Below are 23,768 nucleotides of genomic sequence, written 5' to 3' on the forward strand. Positions count from 1 at the left end.
AGGTTCGCGTCCCAACGCACCCCACCTTCTGGGCCGGCCATGCGGGCATCTCTGTGTTTCTTTTGGTGTGGGCGCCCCCCCCCCCCCCCCCCCCCCCCCCCCCCCCCCCGACCCCCGGCATCGAGTGCCCACCGCCAGTGAGCCGGTGCCCGCGCGCGAGACGGATGTTCGCGGACTGCGACACCACGCCCGGCGACCCTGCCGGGTAGAAGACGTACGGCAGCCGTGGGTCCGTCCCCAGGTATCCCGGCTGTTGGTACTCCGGCACGCTCGGGATTCCGACGATGGCCTGCTCGGAGTCCTCGATGGGCAGCGATCCGCCGCCGAGCCCCTCGACCAGTGAGGACACGAAGATGCGGATCAGCTGGCCGATGCCCTCCATGAGCCCACCAGAGGTGTTGGGAGACAGGCCACCCGAGTTGTTCTCGAACCACACGACGAGCGTGCCGTACGCGATCTTGGCGCCCGGCCACGGCAGCGCGTCGCCCGGCATGTACCGCCGCCACCGCAGCGTCAGGTCGGCGTCGTCGAGCATCGCCTCGGCGCACTCGTGAAACGTCTTGAACCTGCTCAGCACGAGCCCGGTCACGGTGCCCCGACCTGCTGCAGTCTGGTAGTCGAGTGGCGCCAGGACGATCGGCCAGTCCCGGTAGTCGGCCTGCCCGTCCGCGAGTGGATCCATCCACCCCATGCCCGCCGGACGCCCGTGCGCCCGCGCCAGATTCAGCTTGAGCGCGGTACCGAGTGCCCAGTCGGTCGGGCCACCCAGCATGAACACCTTAATCGGCTGAAAGCCAGCGCTGGTGGACGGCGTGGCCCAAAGGTCGCGCCATTTCGTCTGTTCGTAATCGCTCAAAAAGGTTGCGGTAACGATGGTTTGGCCGAGGTCGTTGGTCTCCATCGTGACGTTGTCGAGGAACCCGCTCCACCTGCGCCCGACATAGTCCACCGTGGCCAGGATGTCGATGGTCTCGCCACGATCCTTGCGGCCCTTGATATCCCAGAGCCACTGCGCCTCGTCGTAGTCGCCGTCGATCTTGACGACGCCCGGCCCGGTGTCGTTCTCGTTGTCGAGCCAGTCGTACTCGTTCTCGCAGCGGACGATGTACTGCAACTGGTCCGACTTCTTCCCGGACCACAGGCGGATCTCGGGAGCGATCAGCCGTGCCGCCGCGAGCGAGAGTTCCCGCTCACGGACGGCGTCGACCGTCGCCCGGCATGCCTCTTCAAGGGCTGTCGCCACTAGTACCCCCCGTGGAAGTTGGACCACAACCTGAGCTGGTGAAGCTCCGCCCGAGCACCACCCGCCGGCGCGGCCGCGACGGAGATCGGCAGCTCCGTCGGCGGGGTGTGCGGCGGGATGGTGTGCATGAAGTAGTAGCCGCCGCCGACCTCTGCCGTCAGGTTGCTACCGGTGTTGCGGGACTGCATCATCACGTGCATCGGGTCGAGGTCGATGACCGCGCCACCGTGGGCAGCCGTGATCGGTTTCAGCGGAATTGTCCGCAGTCCGTGCGGGCCGCCCGGGACACGCTTGCGTGGTGCGCCCACCCACGACACGTCGGGGAGCGTCCACGTGCCGGGGGTGAGTACCCACGACTGGTACATCTCGACGTCCGTCGGGTTCGACACCGTGATGGTGTTCTTCGCGGATCCGGTCTCCCAGAACGTCATCACGGGGTCGGACTCCCAGAACGGTTGCGCCGCACGGAGCTTGTAGAAGATGTTCCCGTACTGCAGTCGGTCCGGGCTGATCTCCGGCGCGAACTCCGGCTCCTCGAACATCTGCACCGACAGCGTGCGAGTGTCACTGTCGGTTTCGACGAGGATCCGGGCGAGAGTATCGTCCGTCCACCACGGGTCGAGGTGGTACGTGAAGCACGAGCGCAGCAGGTCGTCCGTCTCCTGCCAGCGTTGCCCGTCCTTTCCGAATGTTCGGAACCCGAGTTGCATGTCGCGGGCAGGGTTCTCGATCCCGGCGAACGAGCCGCCGCGCTGACGGCGCGCACGCTTCCACTCGGTCTCCACGGGGGCGTGGTAGAGGCCCTGCACTTGACCGTCGCCGAGGCGGATGTTCTCAGTGCCCGCATCGTCGCCACCGACATGCAGCTCGGGCCCGCCGCCGGCGCCGAGGATGGAGATATTCAGCGTCACGGCATTGCACCTCCGTATTGCATCAGTAGCCTTTTGTTCATTTCCAGTAGCTTTCGGAGCTGCTCCTGGTCGCTGGAGACCGTGACGTGGTTGTCGATCTGCACACCCGGCCGCCATGACTGCGCGCCGGCGGTGATTCCGCCGACGGTTTGCCGTGCCGCCTCTGCCACTTCGGGAGAGAGCAGTGCGCCGATGAATCCGCCAGGCTTGGAGATGCCGAGGATGTCGAGGGCGGCGTTGGTTCCGATGTCGCCGACCTGATTCCCGAACTCGGCTGCCCGCTTCTGCGGATCGAACGCGTTCGGATCTAGCTCAGTCGCGGGTGTCGCATCGACTGCCGGCGTTGTGGCGCCCATCGGGGATCCCGGAGTGGCGGGCGTGAAGCTGCCCGGCCAGTTAGTGACGAACACGGACACTGCAGCGCTCGCTGATCCAGCACTACTGGCGCCGGTGCCGCCCGACGTCCCGCTGGTGCCGGATCCGCCGCCAGTGATGCCACCGCCGGCGCCGATGCCGATGCCCGGCGCGGACTGCGCAGTCAGGCCGGACAGAGACTCGGACGCCGGATCGTCGCCGCCCGACGCTCCGGGCCAGTGCCAGACCATTGGGAAGTCCTGCGCGCCGTCAGCGCTGCCGCCGTACTGGATGCCGTTCGAGCCGTCGGACTCGATGTTCACGCCGTAGAGCGTCCCGGCCATGTGGCCGTTCTCGCCGACGCCGCCGTCGGTTCCGATCGAGAACCCGTTCGGGTCGTAGCCGGGCGCCCAGCCCATGCCAGCGAAGTCAGATCCGGTGACGAACCGAACCGACTCGCCGGTCCCAGCGTTGAAGACCTCGGACAGGTAGCCGGAGCAGTCCAGTTCGCCGTACACGTACGGCTCGCCGTTGTGCGACTGCGCCTTTCCGACTGCCGCATCCCGGTTGAATCCGACCATGCCGCCAGAGGCGAAGCCGGGGAGCATGTCATGCAGGAGGCTCGCGGGCGGCACCCAGCCGCCTCGGATCGCCTCGAGGAGGGGCAGGGTCTCAGGGGTGACTGCGTGGGCAGGCTCGACGAACTCGCCGTTCGACAACCAGGACAGGATCGAATCGGACGTGCCGGTGCCGGGGCCGGAGATGTATCCGCCCTTGGCGTTCTGTCGCGGCGTCCCGCCTGTGGTCAGTGAGTACGCCTGGCCGAAGTCGATCTCGCCGCGATCCAGGCGGGTCTTCACGTCGACCCACATCGTCCGCTTCTGGTTGAGCAGCGCGTCGATGGTGCCCTGCGCCTCGTCTGTCGTCGCGGTGACGCGGATGCCGGACGGCGTGCGAATCACCTTGAGTCCGAGCGACTCGAGGCGCGCGATCGTCTCCGGACTGTTGTCCGCGATCGTGATGTCCTTCGATCCCGGGATAGCCGTCACGCTGCCGCCGAGGTCGCGCATCAGGGCGGCCGAGTTCGCGGCCTGATCGCCCGCGTTTCGGAGGTCGTCGCGTGCACCCTGGAGTCCGGGGCGCACGGTGCCGTCGATGGTGTCTGCCAGCGCGAGCGCCCCTTCGCGCATTCCGCCGACCTTGTCGCCGAACGCCTGCGCAGCCCTGCCGCCGCCCTCGATGGCCTCGCCGACTCCCTCCATTCCGGGGATGTACTTCACGATTCCGCCGACGGTCTCGCCGAATGATCCGAACGCCGAGATCATTCCGCCGATCATGTCCATCAGGTACCCGGACGTGTTGCCCCACATGCGAAGCAGGCCGGATGTCGCGGCCGCACCGTAGTCGAGAAGGGTCAGCATTCCGGAACCTAGGTCAGTGAAGAACCCGATGATCTCCGGCTTGTGCTCAGCTACCCATGCGCCGAGCTTCTCGGCCATCGGCGCGAACGCCTCCGCGAGCGACAGCTTCAGCTCGTCCGCCTGAACACTGATCGTGTTCATCGCGGACTCCCACTTCGCCATCGGGTTCGACGACATCGTGTCCGCGGCCTGCTGCGCCGCGCCCGCGACGGTGCCGAACGACTTCGACGCCGTCGAGGGATCCCAGTTCGTGAACGCGTTGATGAAGTCGCCAGCGGTATCACCGAGGAGAGCCTGAGCGGTCGCTGCCCGCTTGGCCGGATCCTCGATCTGCCGGATGGCGTCAAAGATCTGATCGAACGCAGCTTCCGCCTCCGGGCCGCCGGACTTAAGCTTGCCCATCAGGTCGTCGACAGGGAGGCCGAGGTCGCCGATGGCGCCCGCGATCGTGTCCGATTCCTCGTACATGCGACGCCCGAACTCGCGGATCGCATCGGCGGCGCGGTCGGTGTTGTCGACACCGTTCGCCATCGCCTGCGTGATCAGACCCATCGAGAACTCGCCAGAGAACCCGGTCTGCTTCCAGCCGTTGCCGTACTCCATCACGGAGTCGATCAGGTCGTCAGCGACGCCACCGCCTCGCTGATACGCCTTCGTGATGAGGTCGAATGCGCCCTCTGCGTCCGCAGCGAGGCCGTTCTTCATCAGCGACCCGGTCGCGCGGACCGTGGTCGCCATGTCGCCGCCGATCAGGTCGTTGACGACGTTCAGATTCTCGATGACCGGCTGCATCCCGGCGGCGGTTTCCTCGCCGTTGAGGATGCCGCCCTGGATCGCCATTTGCGCGGTCTCCATGTTCGCCTGGACAGACTCGCCCCAGGCATTGGAGAACGCGCCACCGGCGGCGGTGCCGATGGTTTGCATGGCCGCGTCGTTGATGCCGAGCCGCGCCTGGATGAGGTCGCGGGACTGCATCTGCCCGAATCCGTCCATGACACCCTTGGCGAGCAGTCCGCCGGCCGCGAGGCCGAGACCGGCCGCCGCGGTGAGCGCCATACCGATCGGCCCGCCGGCTGCGCCGAGCATCCCGATCTTGCCGCCGAATCCCTCGAGGAATCCGCCGGCCATGTCCATGCCAGCGCCGCCGCCGCGGCCGCCGCCCGCATTGGACATCGCGTCGTCGAGCGACCCCTCGATGCCGGAGGATGCGGATCGCCCGAATCCGGACGCGAAGTCGCCACCAGCCGCGGATCCTGCGCGCCCGGCGCCGTCGGCTGCACCGCGGACGTCGGCTCGCGCGCTCCGCGCGTTCCGGGTGAACGATGACGAGAAGTCGTCTCCCGCCTCGCGCCCAGCACGGTCGCCGACGCGTCCGAGCTCGCGCTGGATGTCGCGACTCAGGCCCCGCGTCTCAGCGACCAGTGAGATGTACGCGGTCGCCAGTTCGATATCCGCCACAGGGGCCTCCGTTCAGGACCATCCGAGCCAGTCGTCCATCTCCTCGCGGGACATGGCGGTGCCGATTCGCTCCGGCTTCTCGATGCCGGGTCGCTGAATCGGGGCGGGGTGGTTGATGTTCTTGCTGCCGTCGACGGTCTTGGCCCACTTCAGCCAGTGCAGGGTGTCCGCGATGTCCGCGAGGAGCATTTCGTTGCGGCCCCATCCGGCGTCATCGGGCGCGAGGGCGCGAAACAGTGCTGAGTGTGGGTCGCGCACCGCTTGCGCGACAACTGCTTTCAGCTCCATCCATCGCATCTCGTCCCCGAGGGTGTGCAGGCGCAGGCCGACGCTTAGTGCGTCGTAAGTGACCGCCTCCTGGTGCTCCTCGCAGATCACCAGGAGGGCGATCATTCCCCCAGTTCGAGGGCCTGGGAGTGCTTGAACCAGGCGTCGCGGAGCTTGCCGATCTCCTCGGACGGCACCGCGTCGAGCTGGTCGAGAACCTTGCCGTCGGTGATGATCTCCTCGACGAGGGTGGCGAACTGGCTGAAGTCGTTCAGGTGGCGGATGCGCCGCAGCTGCCCGAACGTCGGCGACAGCGGCGGCAGTACGAGATCGACGCCGCCGGTGGTGGTGTACGTGAATGCGTTGTCGGGGAGCTTCTTTGGGGGCATGGCAGACCTTTCGTGTTGCAGACCAGATGGGAGCCCGGTAGCGCGGCGGGTCTGCGGCGCCGCGCTACCGGGGGTCGTGTGCCGCCTACGCGTAGGTGACGGCGTGCGGGGTGGACGCTCCCGCGGGGGTGGTGACGATGACGTTGACCGATCCGGCCGACTTGGCCGGGGCGATCGCGACGATCTTCGAGTTCGACACGACCTCGAAGTCGCTGGCCGCGGTGCCACCGAACGTGACCGCGGTTGCACCGGCGAACCCGGAGCCAGTCAGGGTGACCAGCTCGCCGCCCGCGGCCGCGATGGATGCCGGGGCATGTGCCGAGATCGTCGGCGCGCCAGACGCAGCGGACGAGTCGTAGTAGCGGAAGGTCTTCACGCCGTCGACGTTCTTGAACGCCTCGACCGTGAGGCCGAACTTCATCAGGTCCGCCGCGACCATCGGGCCCTCGGTGACGTTCGACGGCTGTCCGTCCTCGGTGAGGATGCGGAGCTTCTTGCCGCCGTCGGCCGCCATGTCCCACAGCCAGACGCCGTGCGGCAGCGGGTCGCCGGTCTCGGTGACGGTCACCTTGCCGGGGCCCGTGACGGTGACGTTGTCGGGACCGAAGACGACACCGAGGACGTCCGGGTCGAACACCGCGTACAGCTCGAAGTCGAATCGCGAGCTGTGCTCAGACTGCAGCTGGGCGATGATGTCGCCGGACCAGTCCTTGATGGAGTTCGTCGAGCGTTCGCCGCCGGGCGTGAGACCGCCCTCGGACACGTAGCCGAGCTTGAGGAACCCGGCACCTGGTGCGGCGTCGGCATCGACCGGGACGGCAGTTCCGAGTGGCGCCCAGTAGATGCCGCCGGTCGGCTTCGCGTTGCCGATTGTGGACGTGGAAGAGCTACCCATGATTCCTCCTCGGAAATGGGTTGGGGTGAATGGGGAATGTCAGGGAGAGACCGCGAGTTGCACGGTCGCCTGATAGCGCGGAGTTGCGACGTCGGGGTCAGGGAGAGGAACCGGGAGGCTGGATCCGAGGCACGCCATGATCGACGCGCCGGGGACACTGTCGAGCTCGGGCGTGGACCGGAGTAGTGCCCGTGCACGCTCGCACAGCCGCTCCGCCTCGGGCTCGCTCGCGGCGTACGCCTGGACGATCACCAGCACGGAGCCAGTGACCCTGTTGCGCTCCGACGATCCGCCGATGTCGATCCGGACCATCCGCGGCGGCATCGGGTTCGGCACCTTCGTCGACACCCGAGCCGTCTCGCCGGACGTCGCGAACTCGCCGCGCAGGAACGCGACCGCCACCGCGGCCATGCCGGGGAACTCGACGATGTCAGCCACTGCCCAACACCTTCAGGAGCGTGTTGTTCTTGGCGTTGGACGCCATCGCCTGCGCGGACGCCGTCACCACCGAGGCGCGCCAGCGACCCTGCGGCTTCGACTCGCCCTGCTGTGACCCGGCCACGTAGTGCTCGGGCGGACCCTTTGGGTCGTCCTGCTCCGGCAGGGTCTCGTTTGCTGCGGCCGCGATCTTCTCGGCCCGCGAATCGAGCTCGGCGACAACACCTGGCGCAGAGCGAAGGGCATGGAACGCGGCTCGGTTGATCTTGACCCTCGTTGCCATCAGCCCTCCACCCTGCGCAGGTGGAGCGTCCCGCCGGGCGCCCATCCGAACGGATTGCCCTCGGTGTCACCAACTTCGCCGATGACCTCGAACCGCCCGGCGGGCCCGTACGGCAGGTCGATCACGTCACGCGCTCGCGCAGGGAAGTCCGGCGGGGTGAGCAGCTCGACGTCGACGATGACGCGGTCGTGCCCAGCGATCGCTGGCTCGGTCGACGTCGGCACCGACCACCCGATGACCGAATGCGGGGCGCCCGCGGCGCCAAGGGGCGGCGTGTAGACATCGACCGCGTTGCCGTGCGCGTCCTCGGCGCCAGCGGACCAGATGTGCAGGCCCACCTCGTGCGGAGTCGGGAAGGTCATGCCCGCTCACTTCCGAGGCCGACCGACACCATGCCGTTGCCGCACCGGTATGGCCGAAGCCGCATCTTCAGTCGAGCTGTCAGTACCGGCCCAGTCCCCGCGGCGTCGGGTGCGAGTCCCACCGAGTACGGCCCCGCGGCGATCGACGTGGCGCCGCTAGGTAGGTTCGCCGTTGTCGTCGGCGTCAGCAGTGCTGACACCATCGACGCCACCACCCGCTTGATCGGATCCGGTGTCGGATCCGCTATCGGGCACGGGTGCAGATACCCGATTACGAGGTCGCTTGCCTCGTCGAGCCACGGCGTTGCCTTCGACTGCTCGGTCGCCGTCAGCGGCCGCCCGAGCGCGGTTTCCACGTCGGGCAGTGTTGCCAGCGCCATCGTTCGCCACCTCCTCCCACTGCGAATCCGGAGCGGTCACGAGCTCGTGCAGCAGCGACCCGGGGGAGACGCCGATGCACGAGCCCGTTCCCGCGTGCCTGTACCGCATTACGGGGTGACGTCCGGAGTGATAGCCGCGACCGGCACCTTGTTCGCACCCAGCGACGTCGCCGCGGTACCGAGGACGTAGGCGTAGCGCGCCTTGAAGCGCAGCGCCACCATGTCGCGCTCGGCCAGGTTGATCGTGCCGACCGTCGCCTGGTCGAGGAACTTCACGGTGATGTCCTGACGGACGCCGATCCGCACGCGCGACGAGTCGGCGAGGATCGCTGTTGCGGATGCCGGGGCCCACGCGCCGTTGCGGTTGAAGTGGGTGCGGTAGCCCGAGAGCGACTCGTCGCGGAAGATCGGCAGCCCGTTGGCGTCGCGGATGTTGGACACGTCGTAGCGCAGCGTGAGCGGCGCGAGGACGGTGTCGGGCATCCAGCCGGCGCCCGCGATCAGCTTGCCAGCCTGGTTGATCGCGCCGACGATGTCGTCGACGTTGGCGTTTCCGTCGACGACCGCCTTGGTCTGGCCGGCCGCAACGGCCGCGGGCAGCAGCGCCGCCGAGGTCCAGGACGCGGGCTTGTTGGTGCCGAAGATGACGGCAGCGTCGAGGAGCTGGCCGATCGCCTGACCGGCGAGGCGGGTGACCTCGCCGAGGACGTCGGCCGTTGCGTCCGCGAGCACGTCCTCGTGCACGGGCACGATGGTCGCGATCTCCTCCGCGACGAGGGTCCGGTCAGCCCAGCTGACCTCGGTCTGCGGCTTCACGCCTGCGGCGTCGGTCGCCGACTCGGACACCCATCCGGCGGTGGGCAGTGTCGCCAGCACCGGCATGTGGGTGGTCTTGGTGCCCATCGACACCGGCGGGAACGCCGACAGTACGGTCGACGCGGCCGTCGCGGACGACAGCAGTTCGTTCGAGTACGCCTCCTGAATGAGGGTGGCGACCTCGGCGCGTGAGATATCAGCCATGACTGGCTACTCCTTTCAGTTCACCCGTCGAGGTCGCCCTCGATGGAGGTTCAGAGGCCCTGTCGCATTTCGCGTAGGGCGGCGGCCGCACGGTCCTTGGCCGTGGTGCCGGTTTCGGTGCCGGTCGCACCGGATTTCAGCGGGCCCGCCGGGCGGCGGGGCTGCTTCGACGGGGCGGACTCACCTCGCCAGTCGAGGAGCTCGTCGGCGGACGCCTCGAGCTCCTCTCGGGTGGCGCCGTTCAGCGACGACGCGGGCACGCCTTTGGTGCGGGCCACTTCGGCGCGCAGTGCTGCCGACTCGGCCTTGGTGGCGCGGTCCTCGGCAGCGGTCACACGGTCGATCAGCTTCTGCTGCTCGGATTTCGCGGCTTCCTGTGCGGCGTCGAACTTCTCGGCCTTCGCCTTCAGTGCGTCGTAGTCGGCGAAGTTCTTCCGTTCCCGAGCGACGCGGGCACCGACGATCTTGTCGAGCGCCTCCTGTGAAGCGATCGGCTCGAACGTCTTACCGTTGTCGCCGCTGGCCGCGGTGTCGGCGTTGTCGCCGCTGGCCGCGGTGCCGGTATCGGTGGTGGTGTCTCCCATGTTGAATCTCCGTAGCTCGTCAGCATCCGCCCGTTTCACGCCGGGTGTGAGCGTCAATCCCGCGATTCGCGGGAAGCTTTATCCATGTGCGCCAGCACGGCTTTCGTGTCGATCGCGCCGTACTTCTCCTTGCTGGAAGTTGCGCGCACGGCGTCGAGGTACTGCTGTTGCCACTCGTCGACGTACGACGGTGGGGCGTACGAGTCGCCCGGCCGGACTGGCACCGCCATGCAGTGGCAGTGGTCGTGGTACTTGTCGCCGGCCTTCTGGGCGCCACGAGTGCGGACCCCCTTCGCCTGTCCGCCGGACTTACGCTTGCCTGTGCGCGGGTCGAAGTTGGTCGACGCATCCTTGCCTCGGCCGACAACGCGAGTCGCTGCAGCCTTGGAGGAGTACACCTCGCCGCGGGTTGCCAGCATCCGGCAGAACGCGCACGCGCTCGCCGAGGCGTAGCGCGCCCACGTTGCGCCCTCCTCGCGATCCGCATTCATCGCAACCGTCTCGCGAGATCCGTTGTAGATCCGACGCTGCAACGAGCCGGTCAGTAGGTCGGCTGGCGACACGGAGGTCGCGGTGCCAGATGCTGCGGCGAACGCAGGACCGGCCGCCCATGTTGCGGACGCTGCAAGTTCAGCAGCCTGGGGTAGCGCGGCGGTGGCGGCCCGGAACGTCGAGTCTGGCAACTGCTCGTCGTACCACTGGGCGGACAGTTGCGTCGCCGCAGTCACATACGGCAACACCAGATCCGGGCTGGCCGCGATCAGCATGTCGCGAATCTGGACCGGGTCGAGGCCGCGGTCGACGATGAGTCGCCACAGCTTGTCCACGTCCTGCGCGGCGAGGACCGTTAGGTCCCGGATCGCCTGCTGCAGCTCGGTGACGTCAGATACCGACGGCACCGCTCAGCCCTCCTCAACTTCAGCGGTCGCAGAAGGTGTGCCCACTGCCGGTGTGGTGCGCTCGGCGACGGCAGCGACGGCGGGTGAACCGGCAGTGGCGGCCTGCGCCGACGCGCGCAGCGTCGACACCAGATCGGACACCGCACCGCCACGGAGCGACTGGTCGATCGCGTCCGCCTTCTGCTGCGTCATTCCGGGAACCAGGAACAGCAGGTGCTGGATCGGGACCCCGACGGCGGCAAGCTTGGTCACGCCATCGACGGTGGTCGCGAAGGTCCGCGCCTCTGTGTCCCGCCACACCACTTCGGCCGACTCGTCGGGCGCGGTGGTGTCGTCGCCGTCCATCTCGACGGACAGCTGGAGCAGCTGCTCGGCCGACTCGCCGAGTGACTCGCGCATCGCGGCGAGCTTGCGTTGCTGGTTCGCCTCCGCGGCCGCCAGCGCTTCCGCGCTCACGTTCGCGATCCGGCCGTTCACCTGCGACGGCGAGATCTGCGCGGTCATCGCCACGAACTCGCTCATCTCCTGCAGCACATCGTTGTACCCGTCGAGCGACGCGGCGGCCAGCGTAGACGCCGACACGTCCGGTTCCTCGAACGCCCACACGCGCCGCGCACTCGCCTTCAGCACCTCATCGGCGCTGCCCGACCAGCCGGTGATCACCTTCTGTGGGAATGCGCCGAACCGGGACACGATCAGGCGGTCAAGGTTGACCTCGTTGATGGCGCGCTGCAGCTTCGTCAGCGGGGCGATCTCGCCGACAACGAGGCCGTCCTCGTCGCGCCGGTCGACAAACCGGACGACCGGGCACACCGGCAGGCCGTCGTAGGTGGCGCCGTGCGGCGTCGGTTCGTCGATCTCTGTGACGACGAGCGGCATCGACCGGTTCGGGTCGATGCCAGTCGCCTCGTTCGCCGTCACCTCGCCGAGGTCGCACCGGTACTCATACTCGTCGTCGGTGAGCAAGGCGACGCGACGCGGCTTCGCGTCGGTCTGCTCAATCCACGTCTCGAACGTGTACTGCGGCCACATATCCGACGCCGGGTCGACGTAGACGGCGAGCAGCTGACGCGGCGACCGGATGACGAACTCGACACCGCGATCACCCTTACGGGCCGCGACATACGAGCAGCCGTAGGTAACAGCCGGCATCCAGATCTGCGACTGCCGCGCGTCCATCCGGTTGCGCTGCCATATCTTCCACGCTGGGCTGTTGTCGGTCGCGAGCGTCGGCCGATAGCCGGTGATGCTGAGGTTCTCGACGAAGCTATCGCGCACCAGCGGCAGCAGGTTGCGCGGCGACTGCGCGGCGAGCGCCTTTACCTCGTCAGCGACACCCTCAGGCAGGTTCGGGATTCCGCGCGTGCCCTTCACCCAGTCGCGGATCTCATCAAGCGCGGCGCGCTCAGACAGATGCAGCTGGTACATCCGCCCAACGAGCTCGCGCACCTCGGTTTCGTTCAGCACTGGCCGAACCTCCTCACGCGAACGCGGCGCCGCTGCTTCCGCTTCTCTGTCGTACGGTCGTCGCACCGAGTAGTGCGAGCGTGGTGGAGACGATCGGGGCGATGTCGACAGTTTCGTCGCGGCGGTCCCAGCCCCACCCGCCAGCCGTTCCAATCGCCCGCTTACGCGCGCCCTCGATCGCGTCGCTCACGGCCTGCTGGCCGCCGTGGGTCAGCCGCCCGTGCATCGCCTTCGACACGACGAGGCCGCAGCCCTTCGCCATGTCGCCCGCGCTGGACTGGATCACCTTGCATCGGCGGGCTCGCAGCGCCGGGATCATCGACGCCGCAGGCGATGCCGTGTCGATGACGATCGGGATGCGCCGTCCTGCCCGCTTCGCGAGCCACAGCACGGCCTCGTCCTCGTCGACCCCCGCCCAGACCTCCTCCACGTGAGCCTGTTCGCCGTCGAGCCAGCACGCCGCCGCCGAGATCTGCCGCGCGTGCGACATGTCGACGCCGATCCCGGTCGGCCTCACTCCGTCACCTGGGCCGGGATCGGTGAGCTTGGACCAGTGCGCGGCGCGAATGACCGCGGCGTGCCTGTTGATTCGATCCCAGACCCCGAGCGCCTCGCGCCGGAAGCTGTCGAGGCTCAGAGCCTTCCGGAGACGCAGCATCGCACGCTCAGGTGTGCGGTGCGGGTAGCTGGCGTTCGCCTTGCGCCACTGAGCGCGGTCGTCCGGGTCGGCATCCTCGTCTGCTGACATCTCGACATAGAGCGTCTCCGATGACGTTCCGTCGAGCGCCTCCTGCCGGAGCATCGTGAAGACCTCGCCGGGATCGGTCGGCTTGGGTGGGGTCCCGACAATCAGGATCAGTGGGTTCGGCGAGACGTTGGTCGCGGGAGTCATGTCGTCCATCGCGGCCTCGCCGAGGATCTGCCCCTCATCGAACACGAGTACGTCAACCTTGGAGAAGCCTCGACCGAAGCCGCGCTCGCGGGCACCGAACAGGATCCGCGAGCCGTTGCGGAACACGATCGACTCGTCGCCGGCGCCCCGCAAGACCTTGGCCACATGGGGCGCAATCTCGCGGCGAACCGCGAAGCCCTGCATCGACCCGAACACCTCGCGGGCCGTCTTGAACCGGTGCGCCGTCCATACCACGGTGAGCCCTGGAGTGATGAGGCACAGCGCGAACACGATGGCGCCGACCAGGTACGTCTTGCCGACCTGTCGTGGGATCGACACCACCGCGGTATCCGCGGCATACAGCCCGTCCTCGCGCTTGGCCAGGATCAGGCGGCCGAGGCCGTCCTGCCATCCGTCGAACCCGAGACCGATCTGGCCGCACTTCGCGCGAACCCGCGGCCACGCTGTCGACACGATCCCTTCGGGCTGAACGATGTGCCGCGCGACCTCAGATAGCCGAGTTGTCCCAGGCTTCGTCGGAGGCCGACTCGACGGCGAAGTCATCGGCAGCCTCCTCGTCGGTGGTCGCCGCGTCGATCGCGCGCACCTCCTGGTCGATGGCCAGCATCTGCCGGGACAGCTGCGCGAGTTCGCGGGGGCGAGTGTCGGGATCGTCGATCGCCTTCGCGAGGACGCGCCGCTGGGCGACGAGCACGTCTCGACGAGTGCCGGTGTCGGCGGCCGACGAGACGGTGGGCGGCCGCTTCGTCGATGAGCGCTTCGTTGGGGCGGGCTCGTCTGGCACGGCCGCGAGGGCACCGCGCTTGCGAGGTGGCATGTCGACCTCCTCGGGGGGCGGTGGGGCGGGTGGGGGTTTCGGCGGTATGTAGAAGACCGCCTATGCCGGAGGGGGCGGCTCTGGCCCGCGGGGGTCACCCCCCAGGGGGGTGCGGCTCCGGTCACCACCGCCGGGCGGTGACGAACAGCCGCGGGGCCTGGATCGGTCCGACGTCCTCGGTTGCCCTGGCGCCCTTGATCTCGTTGCAGCGGCGGTGTGCCGCCTGCTTGTTGTCGAGGGTGTCCTCGCCGCCGAGTGCGAGCGGGGTGATGTGGTCGACGACGAACTCGCCGGGGTCAAGATGCGGAAGCGTGTAGTCGATCTCGCTGCCGCACAGTCCGCATGGCGGCTTACCGCGTGCGACGTAGCGGCGGTGGCGGTCTCGCGTTGCCGTGTTGCGCCCGCTGCTCATCGCGCCCGCCGCTGCTGCGCCTCGTGCATCCGTGCGGTCTCCTGCTCGATCTCGACCGCGAGCCGCATCACCTGTTCGGTGTCGTCGTCCATGCGTGCGCGGCCGAGCTGCTCGCGCAGCTCCTCGAGGCGCTGTCGCATATCACTGCTCGCTGCAGTGTTGGCATGGGATGGCGCTGCCGCAGCGGCAGCGCATGAACGACGATGCGTCGATCGGCGGCGCGCTGGTGTCGATGTCGACGGTGTCGGCGTACAGGCTGAGGGTCACTCGGGATGAACCTTTGTCGCAGGGGGCGACGGTAACGCTGTCGGCGAGGATGAATCCGGGAATCTCGCGGCCGTTGACGCGGATGCCCATGCTGTCGATCTCGATGCGCTGCTGGTCCATCGAACCTCCTCGATGTGGTGTGGTCGCCCGCGCAGCTGCACCTGCCGGATACAGCGGGTGATGGGTGCGCTTCGCTTCCCGGTCGCTGGTCGTAAGCCAAGGTGCTAACCCTGATCCCAGCGTGGGCCGACGTTGACGCGGGCGATGGTGCCTCCGGCGGGACTCGAACCCGCTCTTCCGTCCTCCACCCGCCGAGGCGGGCCGGTTGCGTCCTGATAACTCAGAGGCGTGGCCCAGCCCTCGCCGCCGATCTCGGGGCGAGGGCTGGGCGTTCGACCGTCGGGCGCCTCCCATGGGGCAGCACGTCGACGGCCAGCGCGGCACCATCCCGGAGGGTCGCGCCGTCGATAGGCGCGCGGTGTGCCGCGGTCTCGGGTGGCTACTCGCCGGCGCCCGCGGTGAGGCTGGCGGTCTCGGCATTGGCGCTGCCGGTGGCGAGCAGGCCGAGGATGGCGTCGAACAGGCCGGACAGGTCGAGGCTGACGTTGAGCATTGGTCACTCCTTCTTGCGCCCGAACAGCGTCGGGCGCGTGGCGGTTTCGGTGATGGTGACGCTGGCGATGTGCACAACGATCGGCTGGGCCAGGTCGACGCTGGGCGCCTGGTCCTCGATGGCGTCGGCGATGCGTCGCAGGACGCCAGCCGTGATGGAGGTGATCGCACCGATGGGATCCATGTCGACCTCCTCTGGGTACGCAGAAGGCGCGACCGGTGGTGTCACCAATCGCGCCTCGCGGCTAGCCTACTTCGCCGTGTGTGACACCTGTCAAGTCAACACGCTGAGCGCACAGCGCCATCAGGTCGCCGAGTAGGTATCGGCCGCCCGCGTCGGCCTCGACCTTGCCGCGCTTGCGCCACTGCCGGACCGTGGCCGCCCTGAGCGTCGGGTACCCGAGCTCGGGCATGAGCGCCTCCGCCTGCATCGGCGTGACCCTGAGCGCTGGTGCTCGCATGTGCGCCTCGAGCACCTCTGCGGCAGTGCGTTCGCGTCTCTCTCGGATCGGATCGCACGCACGGCGCGCGCGGCTCATGGCGTGCGTGATCTCGTCGAGCGCCTCCTCGCAGCCCTCGGTCATGGCGAGCGAGGTCACGTGCCGAGCCAGCCATATCGCAAGGGCTGGGGTGGACGGACCGCCCGGGTAGGCGATCCCGCGCGACTGGCAGGTGTGGTTGACCCACCCGACGATCGTGCCGCGCAGATCATCGGCGACCTCGGACGCCTCGAGGTTGATCGGCAGCGGCTGCTCGTCGGCGCCATCGTTGATGCCCGCGACGCCTGAGCCGATGTGGTCCTGGCGCGTGATCGTGATCGCAAGATCCTCAACCAGCTCCGGGATCTCCTCGAGACGCGCCTTGAGCGTGCGCATGTCGGCGTTCGTGACGAAGAACAGCTCGCTCACTCGGTCTCCTGGTGGTCGAGGGCGTTGAGCACGGCCTGCGCGGGCCGGTCTCGCGCCGCCTTACGTTGTAGGTACCGTTCAGCGCTGCGCGACTTGCGGCAGGCGCGGCACTCACGACTGCCCGGCTTGGATGGGTTCACGTAGGTGTTATCCGGCGTCAACTCGTGGCCGTTCCCGCATCGCTCACGTCGGGCCGCTCGCGCGCCAGCGTCGAGAGCGCGGTGGCACGGGTAGCAGGCCGGGAAGTAGAACTCCGGGTGGACCGAGAACTTGACCGGCCATTGACCGGCGATCAGTTCATCCTTGGCAGTCGGGTCCGTGCCGTCGTACGCCCATTCCTTCGCGGCCTGGCCGCATGTGACGCAGGGGAATTGGTTGGCATGGCCCCAGAGTCGATGGATTCTCAGGTGGACGGACCGATAGACGAGCTTGTACGGATCACCGAAGGCGGTTGTGCGGACGGTGCTGGTGTCGCCATTCCTCCGCCACCGGTGGTAGTGGGTCTGACACCATCCGGTCTTTGCGTACTTCCGCTTTCGTTCGCATCCGTCGATGGAGCAGGTTTGGGTAGCATTCACTGCTAGCCCCTCCTTCGCTGTAGTCGAAGTGGGTGGGTCAGTGGCCGGAGCGTGTTGGTAGCACCTCCGGCCACGACTCATTCTACCTTGCGGTGCAGCCCGTTTCATTCGTCAAGCCCCATGATGACGGCTTGCGCTGGGCGGTCCTGAATCACTGCGATAGCCCGCTTCAGGGCTTCGACGTCATCCCTCAGGTGGCCGAGGACGCCCACATTGCAAGGTTGGCAAATTATCGCCCGCACGCACTTCCCGCACGAGGTCTTGCCGGGGCAGCAGGTGTGGTCGTGGTCGACGGCGAGGCGCTTCGTGGCACCGGTGGCTCGCTGACAGATCGCACAGGTGCCGTTCTGGGCGGCCAGGATCGCCATGTAGGCGTTGGGGCCGATTCCGTAGGTACGAGTGACCATGCGGCCGTGTGCGTTGCTCCTGCGGGATCTGAGGGCTTCTCGGTGGTGGGTGGAGCACCGCGGCCCGGGATGCGGTGCGGGACGCTTCGATCCAGCCGGGCAGACCTTGCATCGTCGGATCGAGATCGGGTTGTTCATCCGTGGCCTCTCGCGCGGTCGTGAGTCAGGTTCTCAAGCCGAGTAGTGGTTACTGGACTGGTAGTGGTTGGTCTATGTACTGGTGTCCCGACACTGGTGTCGGGTATGTAGCGACACCCATGTCGGGTATGTAGCGACACTGGTGTCGGGTAACCCCTTCGAGTTACCCGACACCCATGTCGGGTTGAGACCCCTTTATCCACAGGGTTATTCACAGGCCGATTCACGCCGCATCAGGCTCCGTGGACGGCTGATCACTCGGGTCGAGCACCATCAGTTCGAGCACATCCGCCGGCAGCGTCAACCGGTACTCGTTCGCCTGCCCCGCGAACCGATTCTTGCGAGAAGTCACCGCGATAAATCCGGCCGACCGTAGCCACGCCATGCTGCGCTCGACTGTTCGCTCCGACTTCTCGATGACGTTGGCGAGGCGCGCATTCGACGGACGGATTCGGGTTCCGTCTCCGTCTGCGTAGGTCGCCAGGGTGAGCGCCACGAACTTGGCTCCGGTGGGCATGGAGACGCGGCGCACTACCCGCTCCCAGTCGAACCGATCGCACGGTTGCGGGGCATCGTCGACTGGCATGAGTTGTGTTCACCTCCATCAGGTGTCGAAATCGTCTGCTGGGGCCTGCCTCCCGCTCATTGGGCAGGGGCGGCCGAGGGTGTCTCTGTGGGCTGGGGTGCGCCCCGTCGCGTGTGGTGCGACGGGGCGCCAGCAGACGGGGCAGCGGATGGTGCCCATCAGTTGTCCCGGTGTCGGTCGCATAGCCAGATCCAGCGGCCCGCTTCTGCGACGGCGTACATGGTGCGGCGGCCGCAGTGGCAGTAGCCCATCACGCCTCCGGTCCGTCGAGTGCGGCGCGGATGACTGCCGCCATCTCCTCCGCCATCCCGGTCGTGAGGGCGTCGTGGGCGGGGGTCCACTGCCGACTGTTGAGTCCGTCCACCAGCTCCCGCACCCGCGCCACGGTCGCCCGGTGTGTGGCGACGTCGGCGTGGGCCTGGTCGAGCAGCACCTGCTGCGCGTCCCGCTCACGGACCGACGCGGCGAGTTCGGCGCGCAGTCGGTCATTGTGCTCGTCGTCCTGCCACGCCTCCCACACCTCCCCGCTCCGGTCACGGATGACGGTCTCGACGGGCAGTGCCTCCAACTCTTCGCGGGTGGTCACCTGCTCGGGGCCGGTGATATGCGGCCAACGCGCGAGGATCGCGTCAGCGACCGGGGTGAGGTCGAGGTATCCGTCGACGCGAACCTCGGTCAGGTCATCGACACGGACGTAGCACTCACTGTCAGGGTCATGCATGGCTTCGGCGATCACTTCGGCGATCTCCGTGCGGATCTCATCCCTGGTCATGTCGTACCCCTTCTCTCTCGGCTCGGATGTGGTCGCGGTGGGCGTAGTGGTTTGCGTAGTCCATCGCGCGGACGTGGTATGGCTTTCCAAATGTGGCCCAGTGCAACCAATTTCCGGAGTTCCAGTTGAGCACCTCCCATCCGTACATGCGGCCGTCTCGGGCGCGGACAGCCCGCACCCGCCACCGGTTACTCGACATCGTGTGCTCCCATCCGGTTGCAGCAGCCCCAGTCCTCCGAGCATCCGTGGATGTGGATCTTGGCGGTGCAGGTCTCGACTCCGGTGCATGCGCGGGTGGCCTTGTCGACGGATCGGTGGCAGCGCGGGCACTCGGGCAGTGCAGCGCTGTTGGGGATGGGGTGGGTGCGTACCCATGCCGCCCCACACAGCGCCCATTCGGATAGTCCATCAAGGCTCCGCTGCGCGCCGCTTACTGCGAGGTGCCGCATCTTCCCGCGATCAGCGACACCCCACCGCACGCGGCTACTCACCAGCCACCACCTCCCACGGGCCGAACTGGCGGCGTACGACAGTGAGTGGGGTGTCGCGATCGAACCAGCGGGCGCGGTACGACTCCGCTTCCGCGCGTGTCTCGAACCCGCCGTCGTAGTCGCCAAGCTCCAGCGATCCATCCTCTTCGCAGATCGCCCATCGCTCGCCGTCCGCCTTCACGTAGCCGAGCAGACCAGCCAGACGAGCGAACGCCTTCGGGGCGAGCACAGCGTCGGCGGCACGGAAGCACGTCCGCTCCTCTTCGACGCAGTCCTCCCACGAGATGTGACACATGCTGGCGTGGATCGCCCGCGCCAGCTTCTCGCGAGCCTGGGCGCGGGATGCCAGATCAGACATTGCGGGCCTCCTTTGCCTTCTGTCGCCACTCCCGAGCAGCCGGGACAGCGATGTCGAGAACTGCGTTCACGAGCCCACACACCGACACAATCAGTCCGATCGCGAACAGCGCGAGCAGGATTGCGTAGGCCATGAACTCGGGGTCGTTGATGAACCGGTCCCAGGCGCTCACGCCCTCCCTCCTTCGGCGGCCACAGCAGCGGCGAGGAGGGCAGCGGCCAGTGCGCGCAGCTCATCGGGCGTCGGCGAGTCATCGGCGTCCGACCAGTCGATTAGGACGCCCATATACTCGCCTAAGATCACGTCGGCGATAGAGGACGTCCACACCTTCTGACGGCCGTTGTCAATGTCCGGCTCCGGCAGATCGACCACCACATGCCCGGCCTTGGCGAGGGCGTCGAGGACATGGGCGGCGTGAGCTGCCCCGCCTTCGAGCTCGGCACCGCACGCGCAGAGGATGATCGAGAACCCCTCATCCGCCATGCTGAACAGGCGACTCTCCTCGCGGTGCGCGGCGAGCACCTCCACCGGCGTCACGGGAGAACCTCGGTGAACGGGCCACGCTCAGGGCTAGCGGACTCCCATAATCCTTGACGCCTCACGCCAACCGGAAGCTTGCGCCACCCGAACACACTGCGCATGACCTCCGCGCCGTCGCGGTCCGTCACCACCACGTCGTGTGGCACCTGGTCGAGGCTGGACCACGTGCGGGGCGCAGGCTGCTCGGGTGCGCCAACCGTGACGACCCACCCATGGGTTCCCTTTCCCCAAACCGGAGGGGTGATCGTGACCTTCGTGTCAGTGGTGGAATCAGCCCACGACTGGGCGAGACTCCGAGCCTTCTCCTCGGAATCCCCGTACCAGATGGCGCCATCCTCGGCCGACACCATCCATAGGTGCGATAAGTCCCGCCCCAGCCCGGGCAGCTCCGTCGGCATCTCCAGTGACACCTTCCATAGCCTCTCCGCGATCAGCCACTCCGCGACAGGGCGGAGTCGCTCGATCGCAGACTGGGCCGTGAGGCGCCACGTCTCGCGCCACTGCTCGGCGGCGTACTTCCACGCCGACCCCACGCCCTCGTGGTCGCTGAGCATCCGCTCCGCCAGGTCCTCCACGAACGCAGTCTCGGCGGCCTCGGCGTCGAGAAGGTTAGCCTTCCGCTCGCATCCGTCCGCGAGACCGTCGTAGGAGCCGAAACCGGGAGGGAGGTTCCGCAGCACCTTCGTCGCGGTGCGGTACTCATCAGCGGTCAGCGCGTCCGCCGGGCGCCGCCACTCGGCAGCATCATCAGCACCCGGATCACGGTGCGGGTCAAGGGTGGTCATGCCTTCTCCTCTCCGGTCTGCACGAACGCGACCACCGCGGCGATCTCGTCGCGGGTGAGGTCCTTCGCGGCGGCCAGGTCGCGGCCGACGCGTGCCGACAGGAACGTGCGGCGCTCGTCCTGGTCGGTGATGCCCGCGGCCGTCAGTGCGGCGTCGAGCTTCTTGATGTCCGCGGTCGTCGCACCCTTCGGTTCGGGCGCGGTCTCCGGCTCGGGTGCGGCGGTGATACCGAGCGCCGCGCTGACGCCCGCCACGCCCTTCGCCTTGCTGCGCACCCGCTCGGCCGTGGCCTGGATCGGCGGCTGCTCGAGGTCCAGGTCCTCGACCGAGTGCGACATGCCGAGCAGGACGTCGGCGAACAGGGTCCGGCACACCTCGGTCTGCGCTTTCGCTCGCAGCATCTCGGTGGGCTGCTTCGCGTACTTCTCGTTGGAGAGGAACCCCGCCTGCTTCGCGCGGTCCATCGTCCACGTCGCCGAGAACTCCTGGCCGTTGTCGGCGCGACGCCCTGCCCAGGTGACCGACTCGGGGCTGGTCTCCACCTCGGCGAGGTGATGTCCGCGGGCGACGACGAGGGCTGCCATCGTGCGGCCGTACATCGCGGGCTTCCCTCGGACGACGAAGATGTTCTGCAGGGACTGGATCGCGGTCAGCCCCAGCTCGGCCCCGAACAGGATCGCTGCGGTCGCGTTGTCGGGCTTGCCCTTGTAGTCGGCGGGGACCATGTCGGTACCGGCGAGTGCGGTGCCGAGCTGGTGCGCGGCGGACATGGCCCGGGCCTGCTTCTCGATACGCTCGAGTGCGAGGTCCGAGGGGTCGACGTCGGCGAGAATGAGCTGCGCGGGCTGAGTGTAGGTGTCGATCTCGTTGCTGGTCATGCGATCTCCTTCAGGTACTGCTCGGCGAGCTGGTCCAGGTCGGTGAGGTCGGGCGCGAAGGCGTCGAGGTTCGCGAGCCGATTGAGGCGGTCCGGGCTGTAGCCGTGCCAGTGCATGTCGCCGGCGGTGACGACCGGCAGGGCGCGGTAGCCGAGTCGCTCGACTACGGCGCGAGCGTCCGCGTCGAGGGTGACGTCGCGGTACTGGTGCGGCGTGCCCTGCTTGTCGAGGTGGCGGACGGTCATCTTGCAGCCCTGGCAGCCGGGCTGGCCGTAGACGACGATCGGGATAGGCATGGTCACGCGGGCACTCCTTCGAGGAACTCAGATTTCGTGTTGGCGTAGAGCGAGACGGTGTCGCCGCGGGCGTTGCGGCGGTCGGCGATCTTGTGGCCGTGGCACATCGCGTACTGGGCGTTGCCCATCTCGGCGAGGATGCGGTTCTTCAGGCCGCGCTCCTCGGCGTCGAGCAGCTTCCGGTCGGCGACGGTGCGCAGATACTCGGACGCGAGGCCGGGGTTCAGCTCGACCTCGGCGTCCCGCTCGATATCCGGGTGCAGGCGCCGCAGGCACGAGTACGTCGAGACCGTGTTGTCCAGCGGCGGAGGCGTGCCCGCCTCGAGGGATGCGACCCACTCGGCGACACGGCCAGCGATCGCGTCCGCGACCGCCACGTCCCACTCGATCGGATAGATGCGCGGCATCCCGTACTGCGGCCACAGCACGAGGTCCGCCGCGTAGATGCCGGAGACGAGCATCTGCCAGAGGACCTGCGCGGCGTAGTCGGACGGCACGATGCCGCTGCCGTCGTCGCCCCAGTCCTCCGCGGACTGAGCTGTCTTGACCTCGATGATGCGGCGGCGTCCGCCGAGGGAGCCGCGGCGGTCGATCGTCGCGACGGCCAGCGGGATGCCAGGCAGGTGCGTGGCCTGGTACTGCACCTCCTTCTGCGACGCCCGCCAGCGCGGGTTTCGCCGCAGCCAGTACTCGCGCGCGGCCAGCTCGGCAGCGTGCCCGTAGTCGAACAGCTCCTGCGTGGACTCGGACGGCGGCTCGGGCTCGACGAGGCCGGCCATCTCGTGCCACAGCGCAAACTGGCTCTTGAAGCGCGAGATGCCGAGAATGCTCGGGATCTTGCTGGCTGTCGGCGTTCTCAGCCATTCGGGTGACCCGACTTCGATGGTCATGCGTTCACCACCTTCTGATCTCGCTGGACGGTGCGTTCGGTGACGCCGAGATGTTCGGCGATCCGGTGCGCGGCGATGCCGCGGCGGGTCATCCGCTCAACAACCACTCGGCGCTCGGCGCGTTCGGCGTCGACCTCCTCGAGGCTTCGAGCCCGGGCGCACGGCTGGCACATGCCGCGCGCGTGGCGCCGCACGGTGTCGGGATACTGCTCGATGGTGCTGCCGTGTGGTCGGGTCATCCGACCGCAAGGGCCGGTGCACTCGCGGAGGATGCGGCGGACCGGGGTGCGTTCGAGCTCGCCGGGCTCGATGCCGACAGCGACCTGCTCGAGCGCGGCCTGCTTCACGGACGGTGCCACCTCGGGGTCGTCGAGCCAGATCCCCGCCCAGATGCCGGTATGGATGTCGAGGTCGAGTGCGGCGCGGGCGCATCCGCTGCGTGCGGGGCAGCGGCGGCAGACTGCGATCGGCTTGTCCGCCGCCCGCCGGGTGGTGTCGGTGGAGCCGACCGGGAACCACATCTCGGGGTCGCGGCCGGTGCAGAGGCCGCTCACAGCTCGAGCTCGGCGCGCTCAGTGGCGAGCCGCGCGGCCTTGAACTCGCGCAGGTCGATGCGGGCGGCGGGCAGGCAGACAGGCCCGCAGGGTGCGTTGCGGATGGTGCCGCAGTCGGGGCAATCCCAGGGGATCACAAGGTCTCTCCGTTCTTGTACGGGGTCATGTCGTAGGCGCGATCGACGGCGTCCCAGA

33 protein-coding genes, 1 tRNA gene and 1 pseudogene are annotated in these 23,768 nt (G+C 68.0%); all 35 read right to left on the reverse strand.

The window, feature by feature from the left end; translation table 11 throughout:
• A pseudogene (locus ACFWQG_RS13025) lies at window positions 1-1,243 on the reverse strand (hypothetical protein); the annotation flags it as partial.
• Window positions 1,243-2,154 (reverse strand): hypothetical protein, encoded by a 912-nt coding sequence (locus ACFWQG_RS13030; RefSeq protein WP_378508043.1) that lies wholly within the window; start codon window positions 2,152-2,154, stop codon window positions 1,243-1,245. The gene ACFWQG_RS13030 and the pseudogene ACFWQG_RS13025, both read right to left, overlap by 1 nt.
• Window positions 2,151-5,387, reverse strand: a complete 3,237-nt coding sequence (locus tag ACFWQG_RS13035) for a phage tail tape measure protein (protein ID WP_378508044.1) — start codon at window positions 5,385-5,387, stop codon at window positions 2,151-2,153. Before ACFWQG_RS13035 ends, ACFWQG_RS13030 begins: the two co-directional genes overlap by 4 nt.
• A gap of 12 nt (window positions 5,388-5,399) precedes the next feature.
• Window positions 5,400-5,780 (reverse strand): DUF5361 domain-containing protein, encoded by a 381-nt coding sequence (locus tag ACFWQG_RS13040; RefSeq protein WP_378508045.1) that lies wholly within the window; start codon window positions 5,778-5,780, stop codon window positions 5,400-5,402.
• On the reverse strand, window positions 5,777-6,043 hold the full coding sequence (locus tag ACFWQG_RS13045) for a hypothetical protein (protein ID WP_378508046.1): 267 nt from the start codon (window positions 6,041-6,043) through the stop codon (window positions 5,777-5,779). The genes ACFWQG_RS13040 and ACFWQG_RS13045 overlap by 4 nt, the downstream gene beginning before the upstream one ends.
• A gap of 85 nt (window positions 6,044-6,128) precedes the next feature.
• Window positions 6,129-6,938 carry an IPT/TIG domain-containing protein gene (locus tag ACFWQG_RS13050; RefSeq protein ID WP_378508047.1) on the reverse strand — a complete coding sequence of 270 codons (810 nt, stop codon included), beginning with the start codon at window positions 6,936-6,938 and terminating at the stop codon, window positions 6,129-6,131.
• Between the two features lie 39 nt (window positions 6,939-6,977).
• Entirely contained in the window at window positions 6,978-7,376 is a 399-nt protein-coding gene (locus ACFWQG_RS13055) for a hypothetical protein (RefSeq protein WP_378508048.1), read from the reverse strand.
• Window positions 7,369-7,659 carry a hypothetical protein gene (locus ACFWQG_RS13060; protein ID WP_378508049.1) on the reverse strand — a complete coding sequence of 97 codons (291 nt, stop codon included), beginning with the start codon at window positions 7,657-7,659 and terminating at the stop codon, window positions 7,369-7,371. Before ACFWQG_RS13060 ends, ACFWQG_RS13055 begins: the two co-directional genes overlap by 8 nt.
• Entirely contained in the window at window positions 7,659-8,021 is a 363-nt protein-coding gene (locus ACFWQG_RS13065; protein WP_378508050.1) for a hypothetical protein, read from the reverse strand. Before ACFWQG_RS13065 ends, ACFWQG_RS13060 begins: the two co-directional genes overlap by 1 nt.
• Window positions 8,018-8,401 carry a hypothetical protein gene (locus tag ACFWQG_RS13070; RefSeq protein ID WP_378508051.1) on the reverse strand — a complete coding sequence of 128 codons (384 nt, stop codon included), beginning with the start codon at window positions 8,399-8,401 and terminating at the stop codon, window positions 8,018-8,020. The genes ACFWQG_RS13065 and ACFWQG_RS13070 overlap by 4 nt, the downstream gene beginning before the upstream one ends.
• 108 nt (window positions 8,402-8,509) lie before the next feature.
• Window positions 8,510-9,421: a phage major capsid protein gene (locus tag ACFWQG_RS13075; RefSeq protein WP_378508052.1), complete on the reverse strand. Its 912-nt coding sequence runs from the start codon at window positions 9,419-9,421 to the stop codon at window positions 8,510-8,512.
• Window positions 9,422-9,471: 50 nt separating this feature from the next.
• Window positions 9,472-10,062 (reverse strand): hypothetical protein, encoded by a 591-nt coding sequence (locus ACFWQG_RS13080; protein ID WP_378508053.1) that lies wholly within the window; start codon window positions 10,060-10,062, stop codon window positions 9,472-9,474.
• Window positions 10,059-10,904, reverse strand: coding sequence for a hypothetical protein (locus ACFWQG_RS13085; RefSeq protein WP_378508054.1), 846 nt, complete (start codon window positions 10,902-10,904; stop codon window positions 10,059-10,061). The genes ACFWQG_RS13080 and ACFWQG_RS13085 overlap by 4 nt, the downstream gene beginning before the upstream one ends.
• Before the next feature lie 3 nt (window positions 10,905-10,907).
• A complete protein-coding gene (locus ACFWQG_RS13090; RefSeq protein WP_378508055.1) occupies window positions 10,908-12,371 on the reverse strand; it encodes a phage portal protein in 1,464 nt (487 codons plus the stop codon).
• Between the two features lie 13 nt (window positions 12,372-12,384).
• Entirely contained in the window at window positions 12,385-13,737 is a 1,353-nt protein-coding gene (locus ACFWQG_RS13095; RefSeq protein ID WP_378508056.1) for a terminase, read from the reverse strand.
• Window positions 13,738-13,771: 34 nt separating this feature from the next.
• Window positions 13,772-14,101 carry a hypothetical protein gene (locus ACFWQG_RS13100; protein WP_378508057.1) on the reverse strand — a complete coding sequence of 110 codons (330 nt, stop codon included), beginning with the start codon at window positions 14,099-14,101 and terminating at the stop codon, window positions 13,772-13,774.
• A 121-nt stretch (window positions 14,102-14,222) separates the two neighbouring features.
• Window positions 14,223-14,513 carry an HNH endonuclease gene (locus tag ACFWQG_RS13105; protein ID WP_378508058.1) on the reverse strand — a complete coding sequence of 97 codons (291 nt, stop codon included), beginning with the start codon at window positions 14,511-14,513 and terminating at the stop codon, window positions 14,223-14,225.
• Window positions 14,510-14,653 (reverse strand): hypothetical protein, encoded by a 144-nt coding sequence (locus ACFWQG_RS13110; protein WP_378508059.1) that lies wholly within the window; start codon window positions 14,651-14,653, stop codon window positions 14,510-14,512. The genes ACFWQG_RS13105 and ACFWQG_RS13110 overlap by 4 nt, the downstream gene beginning before the upstream one ends.
• Before the next feature lies 1 nt (window position 14,654).
• Window positions 14,655-14,900, reverse strand: a complete 246-nt coding sequence (locus tag ACFWQG_RS13115; RefSeq protein ID WP_378508060.1) for a hypothetical protein — start codon at window positions 14,898-14,900, stop codon at window positions 14,655-14,657.
• 145 nt (window positions 14,901-15,045) lie between these two features.
• Window positions 15,046-15,128: transfer RNA gene (locus ACFWQG_RS13120), tRNA-OTHER, on the reverse strand.
• A gap of 268 nt (window positions 15,129-15,396) precedes the next feature.
• Window positions 15,397-15,576: a hypothetical protein gene (locus ACFWQG_RS13125; protein ID WP_378508061.1), complete on the reverse strand. Its 180-nt coding sequence runs from the start codon at window positions 15,574-15,576 to the stop codon at window positions 15,397-15,399.
• 61 nt (window positions 15,577-15,637) lie between these two features.
• Window positions 15,638-16,300 (reverse strand): hypothetical protein, encoded by a 663-nt coding sequence (locus tag ACFWQG_RS13130; RefSeq protein WP_378508062.1) that lies wholly within the window; start codon window positions 16,298-16,300, stop codon window positions 15,638-15,640.
• A complete protein-coding gene (locus tag ACFWQG_RS13135; protein ID WP_378508063.1) occupies window positions 16,297-16,878 on the reverse strand; it encodes a hypothetical protein in 582 nt (193 codons plus the stop codon). Before ACFWQG_RS13135 ends, ACFWQG_RS13130 begins: the two co-directional genes overlap by 4 nt.
• 104 nt (window positions 16,879-16,982) lie before the next feature.
• Window positions 16,983-17,423 (reverse strand): endonuclease VII domain-containing protein, encoded by a 441-nt coding sequence (locus ACFWQG_RS13140; RefSeq protein WP_378508064.1) that lies wholly within the window; start codon window positions 17,421-17,423, stop codon window positions 16,983-16,985.
• A gap of 223 nt (window positions 17,424-17,646) precedes the next feature.
• Complete coding sequence (locus ACFWQG_RS13145; protein WP_378508065.1) at window positions 17,647-18,009, reverse strand: helix-turn-helix domain-containing protein; 363 nt, start codon at window positions 18,007-18,009, stop codon at window positions 17,647-17,649.
• 250 nt (window positions 18,010-18,259) lie between these two features.
• Window positions 18,260-18,781, reverse strand: a complete 522-nt coding sequence (locus ACFWQG_RS13150) for a hypothetical protein (protein ID WP_378508066.1) — start codon at window positions 18,779-18,781, stop codon at window positions 18,260-18,262.
• 483 nt (window positions 18,782-19,264) lie between these two features.
• Complete coding sequence (locus ACFWQG_RS13155; protein WP_378508067.1) at window positions 19,265-19,630, reverse strand: hypothetical protein; 366 nt, start codon at window positions 19,628-19,630, stop codon at window positions 19,265-19,267.
• Window positions 19,623-19,802: a hypothetical protein gene (locus tag ACFWQG_RS13160; RefSeq protein WP_378508068.1), complete on the reverse strand. Its 180-nt coding sequence runs from the start codon at window positions 19,800-19,802 to the stop codon at window positions 19,623-19,625. Before ACFWQG_RS13160 ends, ACFWQG_RS13155 begins: the two co-directional genes overlap by 8 nt.
• Window positions 19,799-20,167, reverse strand: a complete 369-nt coding sequence (locus ACFWQG_RS13165; RefSeq protein ID WP_378508069.1) for a hypothetical protein — start codon at window positions 20,165-20,167, stop codon at window positions 19,799-19,801. Before ACFWQG_RS13165 ends, ACFWQG_RS13160 begins: the two co-directional genes overlap by 4 nt.
• A complete protein-coding gene (locus ACFWQG_RS13170) occupies window positions 20,164-20,955 on the reverse strand; it encodes a hypothetical protein (protein WP_378508070.1) in 792 nt (263 codons plus the stop codon). The genes ACFWQG_RS13165 and ACFWQG_RS13170 overlap by 4 nt, the downstream gene beginning before the upstream one ends.
• Window positions 20,952-21,833 (reverse strand): hypothetical protein, encoded by an 882-nt coding sequence (locus ACFWQG_RS13175; protein ID WP_378508071.1) that lies wholly within the window; start codon window positions 21,831-21,833, stop codon window positions 20,952-20,954. Before ACFWQG_RS13175 ends, ACFWQG_RS13170 begins: the two co-directional genes overlap by 4 nt.
• On the reverse strand, window positions 21,830-22,129 hold the full coding sequence (locus tag ACFWQG_RS13180) for a glutaredoxin family protein (RefSeq protein WP_378508096.1): 300 nt from the start codon (window positions 22,127-22,129) through the stop codon (window positions 21,830-21,832). The genes ACFWQG_RS13175 and ACFWQG_RS13180 overlap by 4 nt, the downstream gene beginning before the upstream one ends.
• A gap of 2 nt (window positions 22,130-22,131) precedes the next feature.
• Window positions 22,132-23,019: a lambda-exonuclease family protein gene (locus tag ACFWQG_RS13185; RefSeq protein ID WP_378508072.1), complete on the reverse strand. Its 888-nt coding sequence runs from the start codon at window positions 23,017-23,019 to the stop codon at window positions 22,132-22,134.
• Entirely contained in the window at window positions 23,016-23,573 is a 558-nt protein-coding gene (locus ACFWQG_RS13190) for a WhiB family transcriptional regulator (protein WP_378508073.1), read from the reverse strand. The genes ACFWQG_RS13185 and ACFWQG_RS13190 overlap by 4 nt, the downstream gene beginning before the upstream one ends.
• A complete protein-coding gene (locus ACFWQG_RS13195) occupies window positions 23,570-23,710 on the reverse strand; it encodes a hypothetical protein (protein ID WP_378508074.1) in 141 nt (46 codons plus the stop codon). Before ACFWQG_RS13195 ends, ACFWQG_RS13190 begins: the two co-directional genes overlap by 4 nt.
• Window positions 23,711-23,768 lie beyond the last annotated feature (58 nt).

This window comes from Rhodococcus sp. NPDC058532, from assembly GCF_042719255.1.
In the GTDB taxonomy this organism is placed as follows: domain Bacteria; phylum Actinomycetota; class Actinomycetes; order Mycobacteriales; family Mycobacteriaceae; genus Rhodococcus_G.